Source organism: Streptomyces longhuiensis (genome assembly GCF_020616555.1).
Taxonomy (GTDB): domain Bacteria; phylum Actinomycetota; class Actinomycetes; order Streptomycetales; family Streptomycetaceae; genus Streptomyces; species Streptomyces longhuiensis.
This window is the reverse complement of record NZ_CP085173.1, coordinates 6,599,325-6,612,799: the sequence shown is the minus strand read 5'-3', so window position 1 is coordinate 6,612,799 and position 13,475 is coordinate 6,599,325. Positions and strand designations below refer to the sequence as shown.

The window sequence follows — 13,475 nt, the reverse complement described above, 5'->3', positions numbered from 1 at the left end:
AAGTTCCTCAGTGGTCCTCTTGTGAGAATCGACCCGCGTCGAGGTCCACCATGAATCGGTCCAGTCGCCTTGCCGCATCGGCGAGATCGTGCTTGGCCGCGGCCGTAATGACCAGCAGCTTCCGGGTCAGCGCCATCCGTACGCCCTCCGGGACTTGCAGTGCGCGCACCCTGGAGTGCGCTTCCTTGAGTTGGTCCGCGACCGCCGCATAGAGCTGGAGTTGGCCGTCGTGTTCCATGCACAGATTGTGCCATCTGGGGCGAGTTGTCGCCTCCGCAGGGGGTAACTGCCGTCCCTGGCGGGCCTCCTGGGCCCCTTCGAAGGGCGTACGCGCATGGGCGCCACGAGACGCGCGCAACCCCCGAACCCCCTTGAAAACGCGGGGAGTTGAGAGCGCCGGAACGGGACTTGGGGAGCGGTCCGGGGCCGGACACAGCTGTACCCCCAACCGTCCACGATTGGGGGTACAGAGGCTTGTTGCGATGGCCGGAATCAGCCTTGCAGAGTTCAGATCTGCACGGTCTGCGGCTTGAAGGCGGGACGCTTGGACTCGTACTCCGCGATGTCAGCCTCGTTCTGGAGCGTGATGCTGATGTCGTCCAGGCCGTTCAGCAGCCGCCAGCGCGCGTTCTCGTCGAGTTCGAAGGCCGCGGTGATGCCCTCGGCCCGTACTTCACGCGCCTCCAGGTCGACCGTGATCTCGGCCTGGGGGTCGTTCTCCACCAGGTCCTGGAGCGCGTCCACGACCTTCTGGTCGAGCACCACCGTGAGCAGGCCGTTCTTGAGCGAGTTGCCGCGGAAGATGTCGGCGAACCGCGAGGAGACGACGGCCTTGAAGCCGTAGTTCTGCAGCGCCCACACCGCGTGCTCGCGGGAGGAACCGGTACCGAAGTCGGGACCCGCCACCAGGACCGTGGCGCCCTCGCGTTCGGCCTTGTTCAGCACGAACTCGGGGTCCTTGCGCCAGGCCTCGAAGAGCCCGTCCTCGAAACCGTCCCTGGTGACCTTCTTGAGCCAGTGGGCGGGGATGATCTGGTCGGTGTCGACGTTGCTGCGGCGCAGCGGGACGGCCCGGCCGGTGTGCGTGGTGAATGCTTCCATGGCTGATCAGACTCCAGCGGGCGTACGGGCGTCAGTGTCGGACAGGTCGGCCGGCGAGGCCAGGTGGCCCAGCACGGCGGTGGCGGCGGCGACCTGGGGCGAGACCAGGTGCGTACGGCCGCCCTTGCCCTGCCGTCCCTCGAAGTTGCGGTTCGAGGTGGACGCGGAGCGCTCGCCGGGGGCGAGTTGGTCGGGGTTCATGCCCAGACACATCGAGCAGCCCGCGTGCCGCCATTCGGCGCCGGCCTCCTTGAAGACCTTGTCCAGGCCCTCGGAGACGGCCTGCAGACCCACCCGGGCGGAGCCGGGAACGATCAGCATCCGTACGCCGTCGGCGACTTTGCGGCCCCCGACGATCTCGGCGGCGGCGCGCAGGTCCTCGATGCGGCCGTTGGTGCACGAACCTACGAAGACGGTGTCGACCTTGATGTCGCGCAGCGGCTGCCCGGCGGTCAACCCCATGTATTCCAGGGCCTTTTCGGCGGCGAGGCGCTCCGAAGCGTCCTCGTACGAAGCAGGGTCGGGGACCTGCGCCGACAGGGGCGAGCCCTGGCCGGGGTTGGTGCCCCAGGTGACGAACGGCGACAGCGCGGCGGCGTCGATGACGACCTCGGCGTCGAACACCGCGTCGTCGTCCGACTTCAGCGTCTTCCAGTACGCCACCGCGGCGTCCCAGTCCTCGCCCTTGGGGGCGTGCGCGCGGCCCTCGAGGTAGGCGAAGGTGGTCTCGTCGGGGGCGATCATGCCCGCGCGGGCACCGGCCTCGATCGACATGTTGCAGATGGTCATGCGGGCTTCCATCGAGAGCTTCTCGATGGCGGAGCCGCGGTACTCCAGGATGTAGCCCTGGCCGCCGCCCGTACCGATCTTCGCGATGATGGCGAGGATCAGGTCCTTGGCGGTGACGCCCTCGGGCAGATCACCGTCGACGGTGATGGCCATCGTGCGGGGACGGGCCAGCGGCAGCGTCTGGGTCGCCAGGACGTGCTCGACCTGGGAGGTGCCGATGCCGAAGGCCAGCGCGCCGAAGGCGCCGTGCGTGGAGGTGTGGGAGTCGCCGCAGACGACCGTGGTGCCCGGCTGGGTCAGGCCCAGCTGCGGGCCGACGACGTGCACGACGCCCTGCTCGACGTCACCCAGCGAGTGCAGACGCACACCGAAGTCGGCGCAGTTCTTGCGCAGCGTCTCCAGCTGGGCGCGCGAGACCGGGTCCGCGATCGGCTTGTCGATGTCGAGGGTCGGGGTGTTGTGATCCTCGGTCGCGATGGTGAGGTCGAGGCGCCGCACCTGGCGACCGGTCTGACGCAGGCCGTCGAAGGCCTGCGGGCTGGTCACCTCGTGCAGCAGGTGCAGATCGATGAAGAGGAGGTCGGGCTCGCCCTCGGCGCGCCGGACGACGTGGTCGTCCCAGACCTTCTCCGCGAGTGTCCTACCCATCGCTTTCCCTCCGGTCGGCATTGTGCGCCGACCCAACTAGAGATCGTGGTCGCCGACGTCCGTACCCCTCGTACCGGACGTGAACGTCCCGGCCCGGTGGTCTGCGGGCCGCTGTAAGTACAGGGTGTCAAGTTTCACGGGAAATTGAACTTGCGTTTCACAGAGTGAGACGCGAGTATCGACGCATGGACAACTCTAGCGGCGTCGGCGTTCTGGACAAGGCGGCCCTTGTTCTCAGCGCCCTGGAGTCCGGTCCGGCCACCCTCGCGGGGCTGGTCGCGGCGACCGGACTGGCAAGACCCACGGCACACCGTCTCGCCGTGGCACTGGAACACCACCGCATGGTGGCGCGTGACATGCAGGGCCGATTCATCCTCGGCCCGCGCATGGCCGAGCTGGCCGCGGCGGCGGGCGAGGACCGCCTGCTCGCGACGGCGGGCCCGGTACTCACCCACCTCCGTGACGTGACGGGCGAGAGCGCGCAGCTCTATCGCCGGCAGGGCGACATGCGCATCTGTGTCGCGGCCGCCGAGCGCCTGTCGGGCCTCAGGGACACCGTCCCCGTGGGCTCCACGCTCACGATGAAGGCGGGCTCGTCGGCGCAGATCCTGATGGCCTGGGAGGAGCCCGAGCGCCTCCACCGCGGCCTCCAGGGCGCCCGCTTCACGGCGACGGCCCTGTCGGGCGTACGGCGCCGCGGCTGGGCCCAGTCGATCGGCGAGCGGGAGCCGGGCGTCGCGTCCGTCTCCGCGCCGGTGCGCGGCCCCTCGAACCGCGTCGTCGCGGCGGTCTCGGTCTCCGGACCGATCGAGCGCCTGACGCGCCACCCGGGCCGCATGCACGCGCAGGCCGTCATCGACGCGGCGGGCCGTCTCTCCGAGGCCCTTCGCCGCACCGGCTGACCTTCCCCCACTCCACCGCTCCCCCTCGGGCCGGCCGCTTCAACGCCGCAGCGACCGGCCCGAGTTGAGACTTGGTGAGACCTTCGCGCTCACGCGCTCCGGGCAACGCGAAGAGGCCCTCCCCTGTAGGGGAGGGCCTCTTGCTGTCTTGTACCCCCGACCGGATTCGAACCGGCGCTACCGCCTTGAGAGGGCGGCGTGCTAGGCCGCTACACAACGGGGGCAAGGATCTTGTGTTGCCACACTATCCAGCTGGGCTACCAGGACTCGAACCTAGAACAACGGAACCAGAAACCGTCGTGTTGCCAATTACACCATAGCCCAATGCGATCCAGGCCTGGATGGCCCGATCAGTACCCCCGACCGGATTCGAACCGGCGCTACCGCCTTGAGAGGGCGGCGTGCTAGGCCGCTACACAACGGGGGCCCTAGCGATCCTGCATGAAAAACAGCGGGTGCGACCCGGACTGTCCCCCTGGGAAGGATCTGTACCCCCGACCGGATTCGAACCGGCGCTACTGCCTTGAGAGGGCAGCGTGCTAGGCCGCTACACAACGGGGGCTTTGCGGATCTGGAATCCGCGATGCAGATAAGCTCTGCGAGCTGGCCTACCAGGACTCGAACCTAGACTAACGGAACCAGAAACCGTCGTGCTGCCAATTACACCATAGGCCATCAAAAAGCAACCCCTTGCGAGGGTTCTGTTTGATTTACGCTTCCGGGTCCGGCCTGTCGGCCCGTTTCCCTTGGCGCAGGAAGAACATTACCCGAAGGTGGACGGCGCTCCAAAACGGGTATCCGGGGCCAGCAGGGCGGGGAGCTGGTCGAGCGCTGTGATGCGCGTGAGTTCGGGGCGGCCACCGGTCCCCGCGCGGTCCAGCCAGATGCCGGTGAGCCCCGCCTCCTCGGCGCCGCGGGCGTCGGTGTCGGGCTGGTCGCCGACGTACGCGACCTCGTGCGGGGGCAGTTCCAGGGCCTCGCAGGCGGCGTGGAAGGCGGCGGCCTGCGGTTTGGCCACGCCGAGTTCGGCGGCGCAGACGACGGCCTCGAAGCGGTCCCTGACACCGAGGACACGCAGCTTGCGGTCCTGGTTGTGGAGCGAGGAGTTGGACAGGATCGCGTGCCGGTAGCGCTCAGCGAGCAGGTCGAGCACGGGGACGGTGTCGGGGAACAGCGCCCAGGCGGCCTCGTAGTGGACGATGTAGCGCCCGAACCAGGCGTCCGCCTCGGCGTCGTCCATGTCGTCGGCTCCGCGCCCCACGAAGGCCCGTACGCGGTCGCGGCGCTGGCCCTCCCAGTCGGTCTCGCCCGACTCGAAACGCGCCCAGTGCTCCCGGGTGAGGGTGCGCCAACGGGCGAGGGCCTGGCCGACGGAGGTGAATCCGTCGGCCAGGCCCTCGGCCAGTAGGTGGTCCCGCATTCCCGCGCGGTCCGCGTTCGCGTAGTCGAAGATCGTGTCGTCTACGTCCCACAGGACCGCGCGGATCGGCATGTGCCCGAGCTTAGGCCGTGAGCTTGGCCAGGGCGGCGTCGATGCGGGTCAGGGTCTTGTCCTTGCCCAGGATCTCCAGGGACTCGAAGAGGGGCAGGCCGACCGTGCGGCCGGTGACGGCGACGCGGACCGGGGCCTGCGCCTTGCCGAGCTTGAGGCCGTGCTCCTCGCCGGCGGCCAGGACGGCCTCCTTGAGGGAGTCGGCCGACGCCCAGTCGGCGGCCTCGAGCTTCGCGCGGGCCGCGGTCAGGAGGCCGACCGGGTCGCCCTTCATGGCCTTGGTCCAGGACGCCTCGTCCTCCACCGGCTCCTTGAGGAACAGGAAGTCGACGTTGGCCGTGATGTCGGACAGGACCGTCACGCGGGTCTGCGCGTGGGGGGCGATGGCCTCCCAGGCCGCCTGGTCGAAGTCCTCGGGCGCCCAGTTGGCGAACGGGGCCCGCAGCCAAGGCTCGCAGGCCGCCGCGAACGCCTTCACGTCCAGCATGCGGATGTGGTCGCCGTTGATCGACTCGGCCTTCTTCAGGTCGAAGCGCGCCGGGTTCGAGTTGACGTCCGCGAGGTCGAACTTCGCGACCATGTCCTCGATGGAGAAGACGTCCTGGTCGGCCGAGAAGGACCAGCCGAGCAGGGACAGGTAGTTGAGCAGGCCCTCGGGCAGGAAGCCGCGCTCGCGGTAGAGGTTGAGCGACGCCTGCGGGTCACGCTTCGAGAGCTTCTTGTTGCCCTCGCCCATGACGTACGGCAGGTGACCGAAGGCGGGCGTGAGCTTCGCGATACCGAGCTCGGTGAGCGCCTTGTAGAGGGCGATCTGGCGGGGCGTGGAGGAGAGCAGGTCCTCGCCGCGCAGGACGTGGGTGATCTCCATCAGGGCGTCGTCGACCGGGTTGACCAGCGTGTACAGCGGGGCGCCGTTCGCGCGGACGATGCCGAAGTCCGGGACGTTCTCCGGCTGGTAGGTGATCTCGCCGCGGACCAGGTCCTCGAAGGTGATCGCCTCGTCGGGCATGCGGAAACGGACGATGGGCTGCCGGCCCTCGGCCTCGTACGCGGCGATCTGCTCGGCGCCCAGGTCGCGGCAGTGGCCGTCGTAACCGGAGGGCTTGCCGGCGGCGCGGGCGGCGTCGCGGCGGGCGTCGAGCTCCTCGGTGGAGCAGTAGCAGCGGTAGGCGTGGCCGGCGGCGAGGAGCTTCTCGGCCACGTCCTTGTAGATGTCCATGCGCTGCGACTGGCGGTACGGCGCGTGGGGGCCGCCGATCTCGGGGCCCTCGTCCCAGTCGAAGCCGAGCCAGCGCATCGAGTCGAGGAGCTGCTCGTACGACTCCTCGGAGTCGCGGGCCGCGTCGGTGTCCTCGATACGGAAGACCAGGGTGCCCTGGTTGTGCCGGGCGTAGGCCCAGTTGAACAGCGCCGTGCGGACCAGGCCCACATGGGGGTTGCCGGTCGGGGACGGACAGAAACGTACGCGGACGTTCGCGTTAGCCACGCTTGATCACCTTGTTGGTGAGAGTGCCGATGCCTTCGATGGTGACGGCGACCTCGTCGCCGACGTTGAGCGGGCCGACCCCTTCCGGGGTGCCCGTGAGGATCACGTCGCCGGGGAGCAGCGTCATGGCCTCGGAGATGTTGACGATCAGGTCCTCGATCGAGTGGATCATCTGGGACGTGCGGCCGAGCTGGCGCTGCTGTCCGTTGACCGTGCACTGGATCGTCAGGTCGCTGGGGTCGAGGTCCGTCTCCACCCAGGGGCCGAGCGGGCAGGAGGTGTCGAAGCCCTTGGCCCTGGCCCACTGCTTCTCGCGCTTCTGGACGTCACGCGCGGTGACGTCGTTCGCGCAGGTGTAGCCGAGGATGACGTCCTTGACGCGCTCGCGCGGGACCTCGCGGCACATGCGGCCGATGACCACGGCGAGCTCGGCCTCGTGGTGCAGTTCCTGCGAGAAGGAGGGGTAGGCGATCTCGTCGCCGGGGCCGATCACCGAGGTGGACGGCTTGAAGAACGCGAAGGGGACGTCCGGGACCTCGTTGCCCAGTTCCTTCGCGTGTTCCGCGTAGTTGCGGCCGAAGGCGACGACCTTGTTCGGGAGCACCGGCGGCAGAAGCCTGACCTTGCTCAGCGGGACCTTCGTGCCGGAGAGTTCGAAGTCCGCGAACGGGATGCCCTTGATGATGTCGAGGACAAGCCCATCGGTCGTTCCGGGGGGACTGTCGCCCTCGACCGCGCCGAAGGCGACATTGCCGTCGATGGAGAATCTGGCGATGCGCACGGGTGCCTTGCGCCCCTCTACTTCCGCTGGCTGGAATCTGACGCCCCAGGCTAACGCGGCTCGGGCACCCGGCCTCGCGGTTTGCCGCGCGTCAGGAGGCGACGGGCGTCTGCTCCGGGGCTTCCATCAGGATGGCGCGGCGCGGGTTTGCGGTCTGCGCGGGGAGCTCGACGGAGTACTCCGGGAGCTCCGGTGCCGTCTGCAGCTCGTCGGCGTCCTTGAGGTGCATCAGCGTCGTACGCCGGGGGTTGGCGATGTTGCGGAACATCGTGGACTTCACAGTCTTCATGTGTCGCTCGTGACCTTGTCGGTGCGGGCGCCTGCGAGGCGCCGGTTGTCGGATTCGCCATCCCTGTAAAGCGTCAGGCTAAACATCTGATTCCCGTCGAAAGCGAGGAAGAGGCGAAGTTCTTCATGTGAGTTTGCTCACCAGAGGGCGGGTAAAAGTTTCAATTCGGACCCGAAGTGCGCCACATCGAAACGGGCATTCCGCCACTGAAGCCATCATTCCGCTCCCGATCATGGCGACTGGGACACCCCCGGGGCGTAGGTGGAACGTCAGTAAAAGTCCGTTATCGATGAGATCACTTTCTACGTCTCGTGACGCACCCCTCACAAGGCGTCACACTGGTCCGGTCCTGACCCTCGGCCCTTGTTGGAGATCCTGCACTGTGCTGGAATTCGCGGGACCGCCGCGAGATCGAGCCGGCGCGCACGGGGCGCAACGCAGCGCCGAGTCGCGGCGGGAAGGGGGAGCAGCGCCGGTCACCGACGACCGAAGGGGGCGTGTCAGCTCGCCCCCGAACTACGCCGACACCGTCCCGTCCGCGCACGCGGGGGACGCCTGGTCCAGAGGTTGCGACGCTAGTGCAGGGACGTAAGAACAGGGATGGCAGCGCTGCGGCGGAGCCGGAGCCGCGCGGCGGGACTGGCCCGATGACAGGCAGTTCCTCGCCCCAGCACGCCCAGAACCCGGGCCGGACCGCCTCCGTCGAGGGCAGTACGGCTGCCTCGGCCGCGCCCAAGACCGCCGCGAAGCCGAAGAGCCCGACCGGCCCCGGCTCGCGAATAGCCCTGCGCAACTGGCGTATCTCCACCCGCCTGGTGTCGCTGCTCGCCCTCCCCGTGGTCGCCGCGACCTCCCTCGGCGCGCTGCGTATCGGCGAGTCGATGAGCGACATCCAGCAGCTCGACAACATGAAGCTGCTGACCGACATGACCAAGCAGGCCACCGAGCTCGCGTCCGCGCTCCAGGAGGAGCGCGACCAGTCGGCGGGCCCGCTGGCCAACGGCGGCAAGGCGACCGAGGACTACACCGTCAAGGGAGCGCGCGAGAAGACCGACCGCGCGCGCAAGGCCTTCATGGAAGGCACGTACGAGATCACCGACGGGTCCAGCAACAGCGGTCTCGACGGTGTGCAGGACCACGTCACGCAGATCGCCGGCCAGCTCAACAACCTCAAGGGCATCCGGCAGGACGCGTTCAAGGACCGCAGCACCTCGTCCCAGACGATCGACGCCTACAGCCGCCTCGTCGAGCAGCTCCTGTCGCTGTCCACCGACATGGCGCAGGCGACCAGCAACCCCGAGATGATCAAGCGCACGCGTGCCCTGGCGTCGTTCTCCTCCGCCAAGGAGTACGCGTCCGTGCAGCGCGCCGTCATCGCGGCCGCCCTGCCCCCGAACGACCGTGACTTCGGCAAGCTCTCCGAGACCGACCGCCGCTACGGCGAGTCCGCGCTGGAGAACCAGGAGTCCGACCTCAAGGGCTTCAGCTCCGTCTACGGAAACGTCGCCGCCACCGAGCTGATGAAGCCCATCGACTCGGGCAACGCGACGATCAAGGCCGCCGACCAGTACGCCCGCCGCGCCCTCAGCCAGGAGGGCGGCATCAGGATCCAGGACAAGCGGTCCTACAAGGACTGGGTCGACGCGGACAGCCAGCGTCTGCAGGAAATGTCCAAGATCGAGCTGACGCTGCTCAACCAGATGGAGCAGCAGGCCCGCGAGCTGCGCAACGAGTCCGAGCGCACGGCCATCATCAACGGTGCGCTGATCCTGCTCGTCCTCGGCGTCTCGCTCGTCGGCGCGTTCGTCGTGGCCCGGTCCATGATCCGCTCGCTTCGCCGGCTGCAGGACACCGCGACCAAGGTCGCCCAGGACCGCCTGCCCGAGCTGGTCAAGCAGCTGTCCGAGTCGGACCCGCAGGACGTCGACACCTCCGTCGAGTCGGTCGGTGTGCACTCGCGCGACGAGATCGGCCAGGTGGCCTCGGCCTTCGACGACGTGCACCGCGAGGCGGTCCGTCTGGCCGCCGAGCAGGCCCTCCTGCGGGGCAACGTCAACGCGATGTTCACCAACCTCTCGCGGCGTTCCCAGGGTCTTATCCAGCGCCAGCTCTCGCTCATCTCCGAGCTGGAGTCGCGTGAGGCCGACCCCGACCAGCTGTCCTCGCTGTTCAAGCTCGACCACCTCGCGACCCGCATGCGCCGTAACGGTGAGAACCTCCTCGTTCTCGCCGGTGAAGAGCCCGGCCGCCGCTGGACCCGCCCGGTCCCGCTGGTCGACGTCCTGCGCGCCGCCGCCTCCGAGGTGGAGCAGTACGAGCGCATCGAGCTGGCCTCGGTCCCCTCGACCGAGGTCGCCGGACGCGTCGTCAACGACCTCGTGCACCTGCTCGCCGAGCTGCTGGAGAACGCGACCTCCTTCTCCTCGCCGCAGACCAAGGTCAAGGTCACCGGTCACGCGCTGCCCGACGGGCGTGTGCTCATCGAGATCCACGACACCGGCATCGGCCTCTCCCCCGAGGACCTCGCCGCGATCAACGAGCGGCTCGCGTCGCCGCCCACCGTGGACGTGTCGGTCTCGCGCCGCATGGGTCTGTTCGTGGTCGGCCGTCTGTCGCAGCGTCACGGCATCCGTATCCAGCTCCGCCCGTCCGACTCCGGTGGTACGACGGCGCTCGTCATGCTGCCCGTCGACGTCGCCCAGGGCGGCAAGAAGGCTCCCGGCAAGCCCGGTCCCGGCGCCGCCTCCGGTGGCCCCGCCGCCGCGCAGGCCGCCGCCGGTGTGGCCGCCGCACGGCGTGGGGTCGGCGCGGGTGCGGGTGCGCAGGGCGGTGCCGGTGGTACGGGCCGGCTCGGTGCCGGTCCCGGCGCGGCGCGTCCGCAGGTCGCGGGCTCGGGTCCGCGCGCGGCGCTGCCCAGCCGTGACGGCAACGGCCCGCAGGCCGGTGGCCCGCAGACGCCTCAGTCTCCGCAGTCCCAGCAGCCGCAGCAGTCCCCTCAGCAGGGTCGTCCGGCTCCGGCCGGCATGTTCGGCGCGCAGGGCCCGCAGGGTGGTCCCGGCCAGGGTCAGCCGCAGGGTCAGGGCCTCGGCCAGGGCCCGGGCCAGAACGGTCCCGTGCCGCCCCAGCAGCGTACGAACCAGGCGCCCGAGCAGGGCCGCAGGCCGGTCCTGCCGCCGCGTGGCGGTCCCCGTGCCGAGCTGCCCGGGGGCAACCCCCAGCCGCGCGTGCCGAGTTGGGGCAACGACGACGCGCAGCCGCCGGTGCCGCGCGCCTCGCTCGACGCGCCGCGCGGGCACGAGGAGCCGGACTCCACGTCGCAGTTCCCGCGGGTGGACGACCGTCAGGGCCCCGGCTCGACGGCCGAGTTCCCCCGTCCCGACTTCGACGGGCCCCGTCCCGGCGCGCCCGCCCCGCTCGACCAGGGCCAGGGCCAGGACACGGGGGCGTTCGTCCGTAACGACGTCTTCGGCGGTCACCAGGGCCAGTCGCAGAACCCGAACCACTTCCAGCCCCAGAACCAGGCGCCCGGCCAGCCCCAGAACCCGAACCACCAGACCGGCCAGTTCGCGGCGCCCGGCTTCGACGACGGTCTGCGCCCCGGCGCTCAGGACCCGTCCACCACCGGCCAGTTCGCGGCCCCCGGCCAGAACGCCCCGGGGCGTCCGCGCCAGGACGGCCCGTTCCCCGGCGGCGACGGCTTCGGCCAGACGCAGGGACAGGGCCAGTCGCAGCCGCAGGGCCGCCGCGGCGGTCCCGCGCGCGACCTGCCGCAGCTCGGCTCCCGGGACGCGGCGGACTTCTCCATGCCGCGTCCGCCCGCCCAGGGCGGCCAGGATCAGGGGTTCCCGGCACAGCCGCAGGCCCCCGGCCGACAGGACGAGCTGCCGCCCGCCGGACCCGGCGACGGCCGCACGCCGCTCTTCGACACCCTTGAGACCAACTGGTTCCACGGCCAGCAGTCGGGCCAGCAGGCCCCGCAGCAGCAGGACCGGCCGCAGGCGCCTTCCCCCCAGCAGAACAACGGCCGTCCGGGCGGCCTGCCGCAGCGCTCGCCGCAGCAGCCCCAGTCGCCCAACGCCACCCCCGCGCCCGCCCGCCCGGCGGCCGCCGCTCCCGCGGCGCCCCAGCAGGCTCAGGCGCCCGCCAACTGGCGCCAGTCGCCCAACGACGAGCTCGGCCGCCAGGCCGAGCGGGTCCGCCAGCCCTCGGCCGGCGGAGTCACCGTCTCCGGGCTCCCGCGTCGCGTCCCGCGTGCGAACCTCGTCGCGGGTACGGCTCAGCAGCAACAGCACCAAACCGGTCCGCAGGTCTCGCGTTCGCCTGATGACGTTCGCGGCCGGCTGACCAATCTCCGTCGGGGCATCCAGCAGGGTCGCCAGGCCGGTACGGGCCAGACCGGCAGCTTCCCCAGCCCCACTCACCAGCAGGAGCGTTAGTTGACCCAGATGAGCCAGGCGGCACAGAACCTGAACTGGTTGATCACCAACTTCGTGGACAACACGCCGGGGGTCTCCCACACCGTCGTCGTGTCCGCGGACGGCCTGCTGCTCGCCATGTCGGAGGGGTTCCCCCGGGATCGCGCCGACCAGCTGGCCGCCGTCGCCTCGGGCCTCACCTCGCTGACCGCGGGTGCGTCCCGGATCTTCGAGGGCGGCACGGTGGCCCAGACCGTGGTGGAGATGGAGCGTGGCTTCCTCTTCCTCATGTCGGTCTCGGACGGTTCGTCCCTCGCGGTGCTCGCGCACCCCGAGTGCGACATCGGCCTCGTCGGCTACGAGATGGCGCTGCTCGTGGACCGCGCGGGTTCCGTGCTCACCCCCGATCTCCGCGCCGAACTGCAGGGCAGCCTGCTGCACTAGTCACGACCTCCCCCACACGCACGTATGACCGCACCGTCAGGCCGCCACCGCCCCCCACCGGCCCCGTCAGACGGCACGCAGACCACCTGCTGTCCCGCCCGGAGGATCCATGACCCCGCCCACCGCCTCTCACGACCCGTACGGCGTATCTCCGCACGCCGCGTACGGTCCTGAGGGCGACCAGCCGCTGGTGCGTCCTTACGCGATGACCGGTGGCCGGACACGGCCGCGCTACCAGCTCGCCATCGAGGCGCTCGTCAGCACGACCGCCGACCCGGCCCAGCTGATAGGGCTGCTCCCCGAGCACCAGCGCATCTGCCACCTGTGCCGCGAGGTCAAGTCGGTGGCGGAGGTGTCGGCCCTGCTGTCGATGCCTCTCGGTGTGGCCCGGATCCTCGTCGCGGACCTGGCGGAAGCGGGCATGGTGGCCATCCACCAGCCCGGTGGCGACGAGAACGCAGGCGGCCAGCCCGACGTGACACTGCTCGAAAGGGTGCTCAGTGGACTTCGCAAGCTCTAACGGCGGAGGCGGCCGTTCCACCACGTCCGCGAAGATCGTGGTGGCGGGCGGCTTCGGCGTCGGCAAGACCACGTTCGTGGGCGCCGTCTCGGAGATCAACCCGCTGCGCACCGAGGCCGTCATGACGTCCGCGTCCGCGGGCATCGACGACCTCACCCACACCGGGGACAAGACCACCACCACGGTGGCGATGGACTTCGGCCGCATCACGCTCGACCAGGACCTGATCCTGTACCTCTTCGGTACGCCCGGTCAGGACCGCTTCTGGTTCATGTGGGACGACCTCGTCCGCGGCGCGATCGGCGCGATCGTCCTCGTCGACACCCGCCGCCTCGCCGACTGCTTCCCGGCCGTCGACTACTTCGAGAACTCCGGGCTGCCCTTCGTCGTCGCCCTCAACGGCTTCGAGGGGCACCAGCCCTACACGCCCGACGAGGTGCGCGAGGCGCTCCAGATCGGCCCGGACACCCCGATCATCACCACGGACGCCCGACACCGTGCGGATGCAAAGAGTGGCCTGATCACGCTGGTCGAGCACGCCCTGATGGCCCGCCTGAAGTAGCTCGACCGCCGGAAATCCGGCCACCAAGTGGCTAGATCCATACGGC

Annotated in this window: 12 protein-coding genes and 5 tRNA genes; 5 read left to right on the top strand and 12 right to left on the bottom strand. The window is 69.8% G+C overall.

What is annotated here, in order from left to right:
* Positions 1 to 7 precede the first annotated feature (7 nt).
* From LGI35_RS30510 to leuC, 3 genes are all read right to left on the bottom strand, one after another.
* Positions 8 to 238 (bottom strand): SCO5555 family protein, encoded by a 231-nt coding sequence (locus tag LGI35_RS30510; protein ID WP_116509445.1) that lies wholly within the window; start codon positions 236 to 238, stop codon positions 8 to 10.
* 269 nt (positions 239 to 507) lie between these two features.
* Entirely contained in the window at positions 508 to 1,101 is a 594-nt protein-coding gene (gene leuD, locus LGI35_RS30505; protein ID WP_227297390.1) for a 3-isopropylmalate dehydratase small subunit, read from the bottom strand.
* A gap of 6 nt (positions 1,102 to 1,107) precedes the next feature.
* Positions 1,108 to 2,538, bottom strand: coding sequence for a 3-isopropylmalate dehydratase large subunit (gene leuC / locus LGI35_RS30500; protein WP_227297388.1), 1,431 nt, complete (start codon positions 2,536 to 2,538; stop codon positions 1,108 to 1,110).
* A 185-nt stretch (positions 2,539 to 2,723) separates the two neighbouring features.
* Between leuC and ndgR the strand changes: the two genes are divergently transcribed.
* The gene (ndgR, locus tag LGI35_RS30495; protein ID WP_100595026.1) at positions 2,724 to 3,440 is read left to right on the top strand and encodes an IclR family transcriptional regulator NdgR; all 717 of its coding nucleotides are present in this window, start codon (positions 2,724 to 2,726) and stop codon (positions 3,438 to 3,440) included.
* A gap of 151 nt (positions 3,441 to 3,591) precedes the next feature.
* Here ndgR and LGI35_RS30490 read toward each other — a convergent pair.
* The 9 genes from LGI35_RS30490 to LGI35_RS30450 all read right to left on the bottom strand — a co-directional run bounded on the left by LGI35_RS30490 (position 3,592) and on the right by LGI35_RS30450 (position 7,488).
* Positions 3,592 to 3,664: transfer RNA gene (locus LGI35_RS30490), tRNA-Glu, on the bottom strand.
* A gap of 28 nt (positions 3,665 to 3,692) precedes the next feature.
* A tRNA-Gln gene (locus LGI35_RS30485) sits at positions 3,693 to 3,764 on the bottom strand.
* A gap of 30 nt (positions 3,765 to 3,794) precedes the next feature.
* Positions 3,795 to 3,867: transfer RNA gene (locus tag LGI35_RS30480), tRNA-Glu, on the bottom strand.
* Between the two features lie 62 nt (positions 3,868 to 3,929).
* Positions 3,930 to 4,002, bottom strand: a tRNA-Glu gene (locus LGI35_RS30475).
* 41 nt (positions 4,003 to 4,043) lie between these two features.
* Positions 4,044 to 4,115, bottom strand: a tRNA-Gln gene (locus LGI35_RS30470).
* Positions 4,116 to 4,203: 88 nt separating this feature from the next.
* The gene (locus tag LGI35_RS30465; protein WP_227297387.1) at positions 4,204 to 4,932 is read right to left on the bottom strand and encodes an HAD family hydrolase; all 729 of its coding nucleotides are present in this window, start codon (positions 4,930 to 4,932) and stop codon (positions 4,204 to 4,206) included.
* Between the two features lie 10 nt (positions 4,933 to 4,942).
* Positions 4,943 to 6,418 (bottom strand): glutamate--tRNA ligase, encoded by a 1,476-nt coding sequence (gltX, locus tag LGI35_RS30460; protein ID WP_227297386.1) that lies wholly within the window; start codon positions 6,416 to 6,418, stop codon positions 4,943 to 4,945.
* Positions 6,411 to 7,199: a fumarylacetoacetate hydrolase family protein gene (locus LGI35_RS30455; RefSeq protein ID WP_227297385.1), complete on the bottom strand. Its 789-nt coding sequence runs from the start codon at positions 7,197 to 7,199 to the stop codon at positions 6,411 to 6,413. The genes gltX and LGI35_RS30455 overlap by 8 nt, the downstream gene beginning before the upstream one ends.
* A gap of 91 nt (positions 7,200 to 7,290) precedes the next feature.
* Complete coding sequence (locus LGI35_RS30450) at positions 7,291 to 7,488, bottom strand: hypothetical protein (protein ID WP_116509458.1); 198 nt, start codon at positions 7,486 to 7,488, stop codon at positions 7,291 to 7,293.
* A 578-nt stretch (positions 7,489 to 8,066) separates the two neighbouring features.
* Here LGI35_RS30450 and LGI35_RS30445 point away from each other — a divergent pair.
* The 4 genes from LGI35_RS30445 to LGI35_RS30430 all read left to right on the top strand — a co-directional run bounded on the left by LGI35_RS30445 (position 8,067) and on the right by LGI35_RS30430 (position 13,429).
* A complete protein-coding gene (locus tag LGI35_RS30445; protein WP_227297384.1) occupies positions 8,067 to 11,924 on the top strand; it encodes a sensor histidine kinase in 3,858 nt (1,285 codons plus the stop codon).
* 9 nt (positions 11,925 to 11,933) lie between these two features.
* Entirely contained in the window at positions 11,934 to 12,347 is a 414-nt protein-coding gene (locus LGI35_RS30440) for a roadblock/LC7 domain-containing protein (protein ID WP_067164664.1), read from the top strand.
* Between the two features lie 109 nt (positions 12,348 to 12,456).
* On the top strand, positions 12,457 to 12,867 hold the full coding sequence (locus LGI35_RS30435) for a DUF742 domain-containing protein (protein ID WP_227297383.1): 411 nt from the start codon (positions 12,457 to 12,459) through the stop codon (positions 12,865 to 12,867).
* Complete coding sequence (locus LGI35_RS30430; protein WP_100595019.1) at positions 12,848 to 13,429, top strand: GTP-binding protein; 582 nt, start codon at positions 12,848 to 12,850, stop codon at positions 13,427 to 13,429. Before LGI35_RS30435 ends, LGI35_RS30430 begins: the two co-directional genes overlap by 20 nt.
* The last annotated feature ends 46 nt before the right edge of the window (positions 13,430 to 13,475 follow it).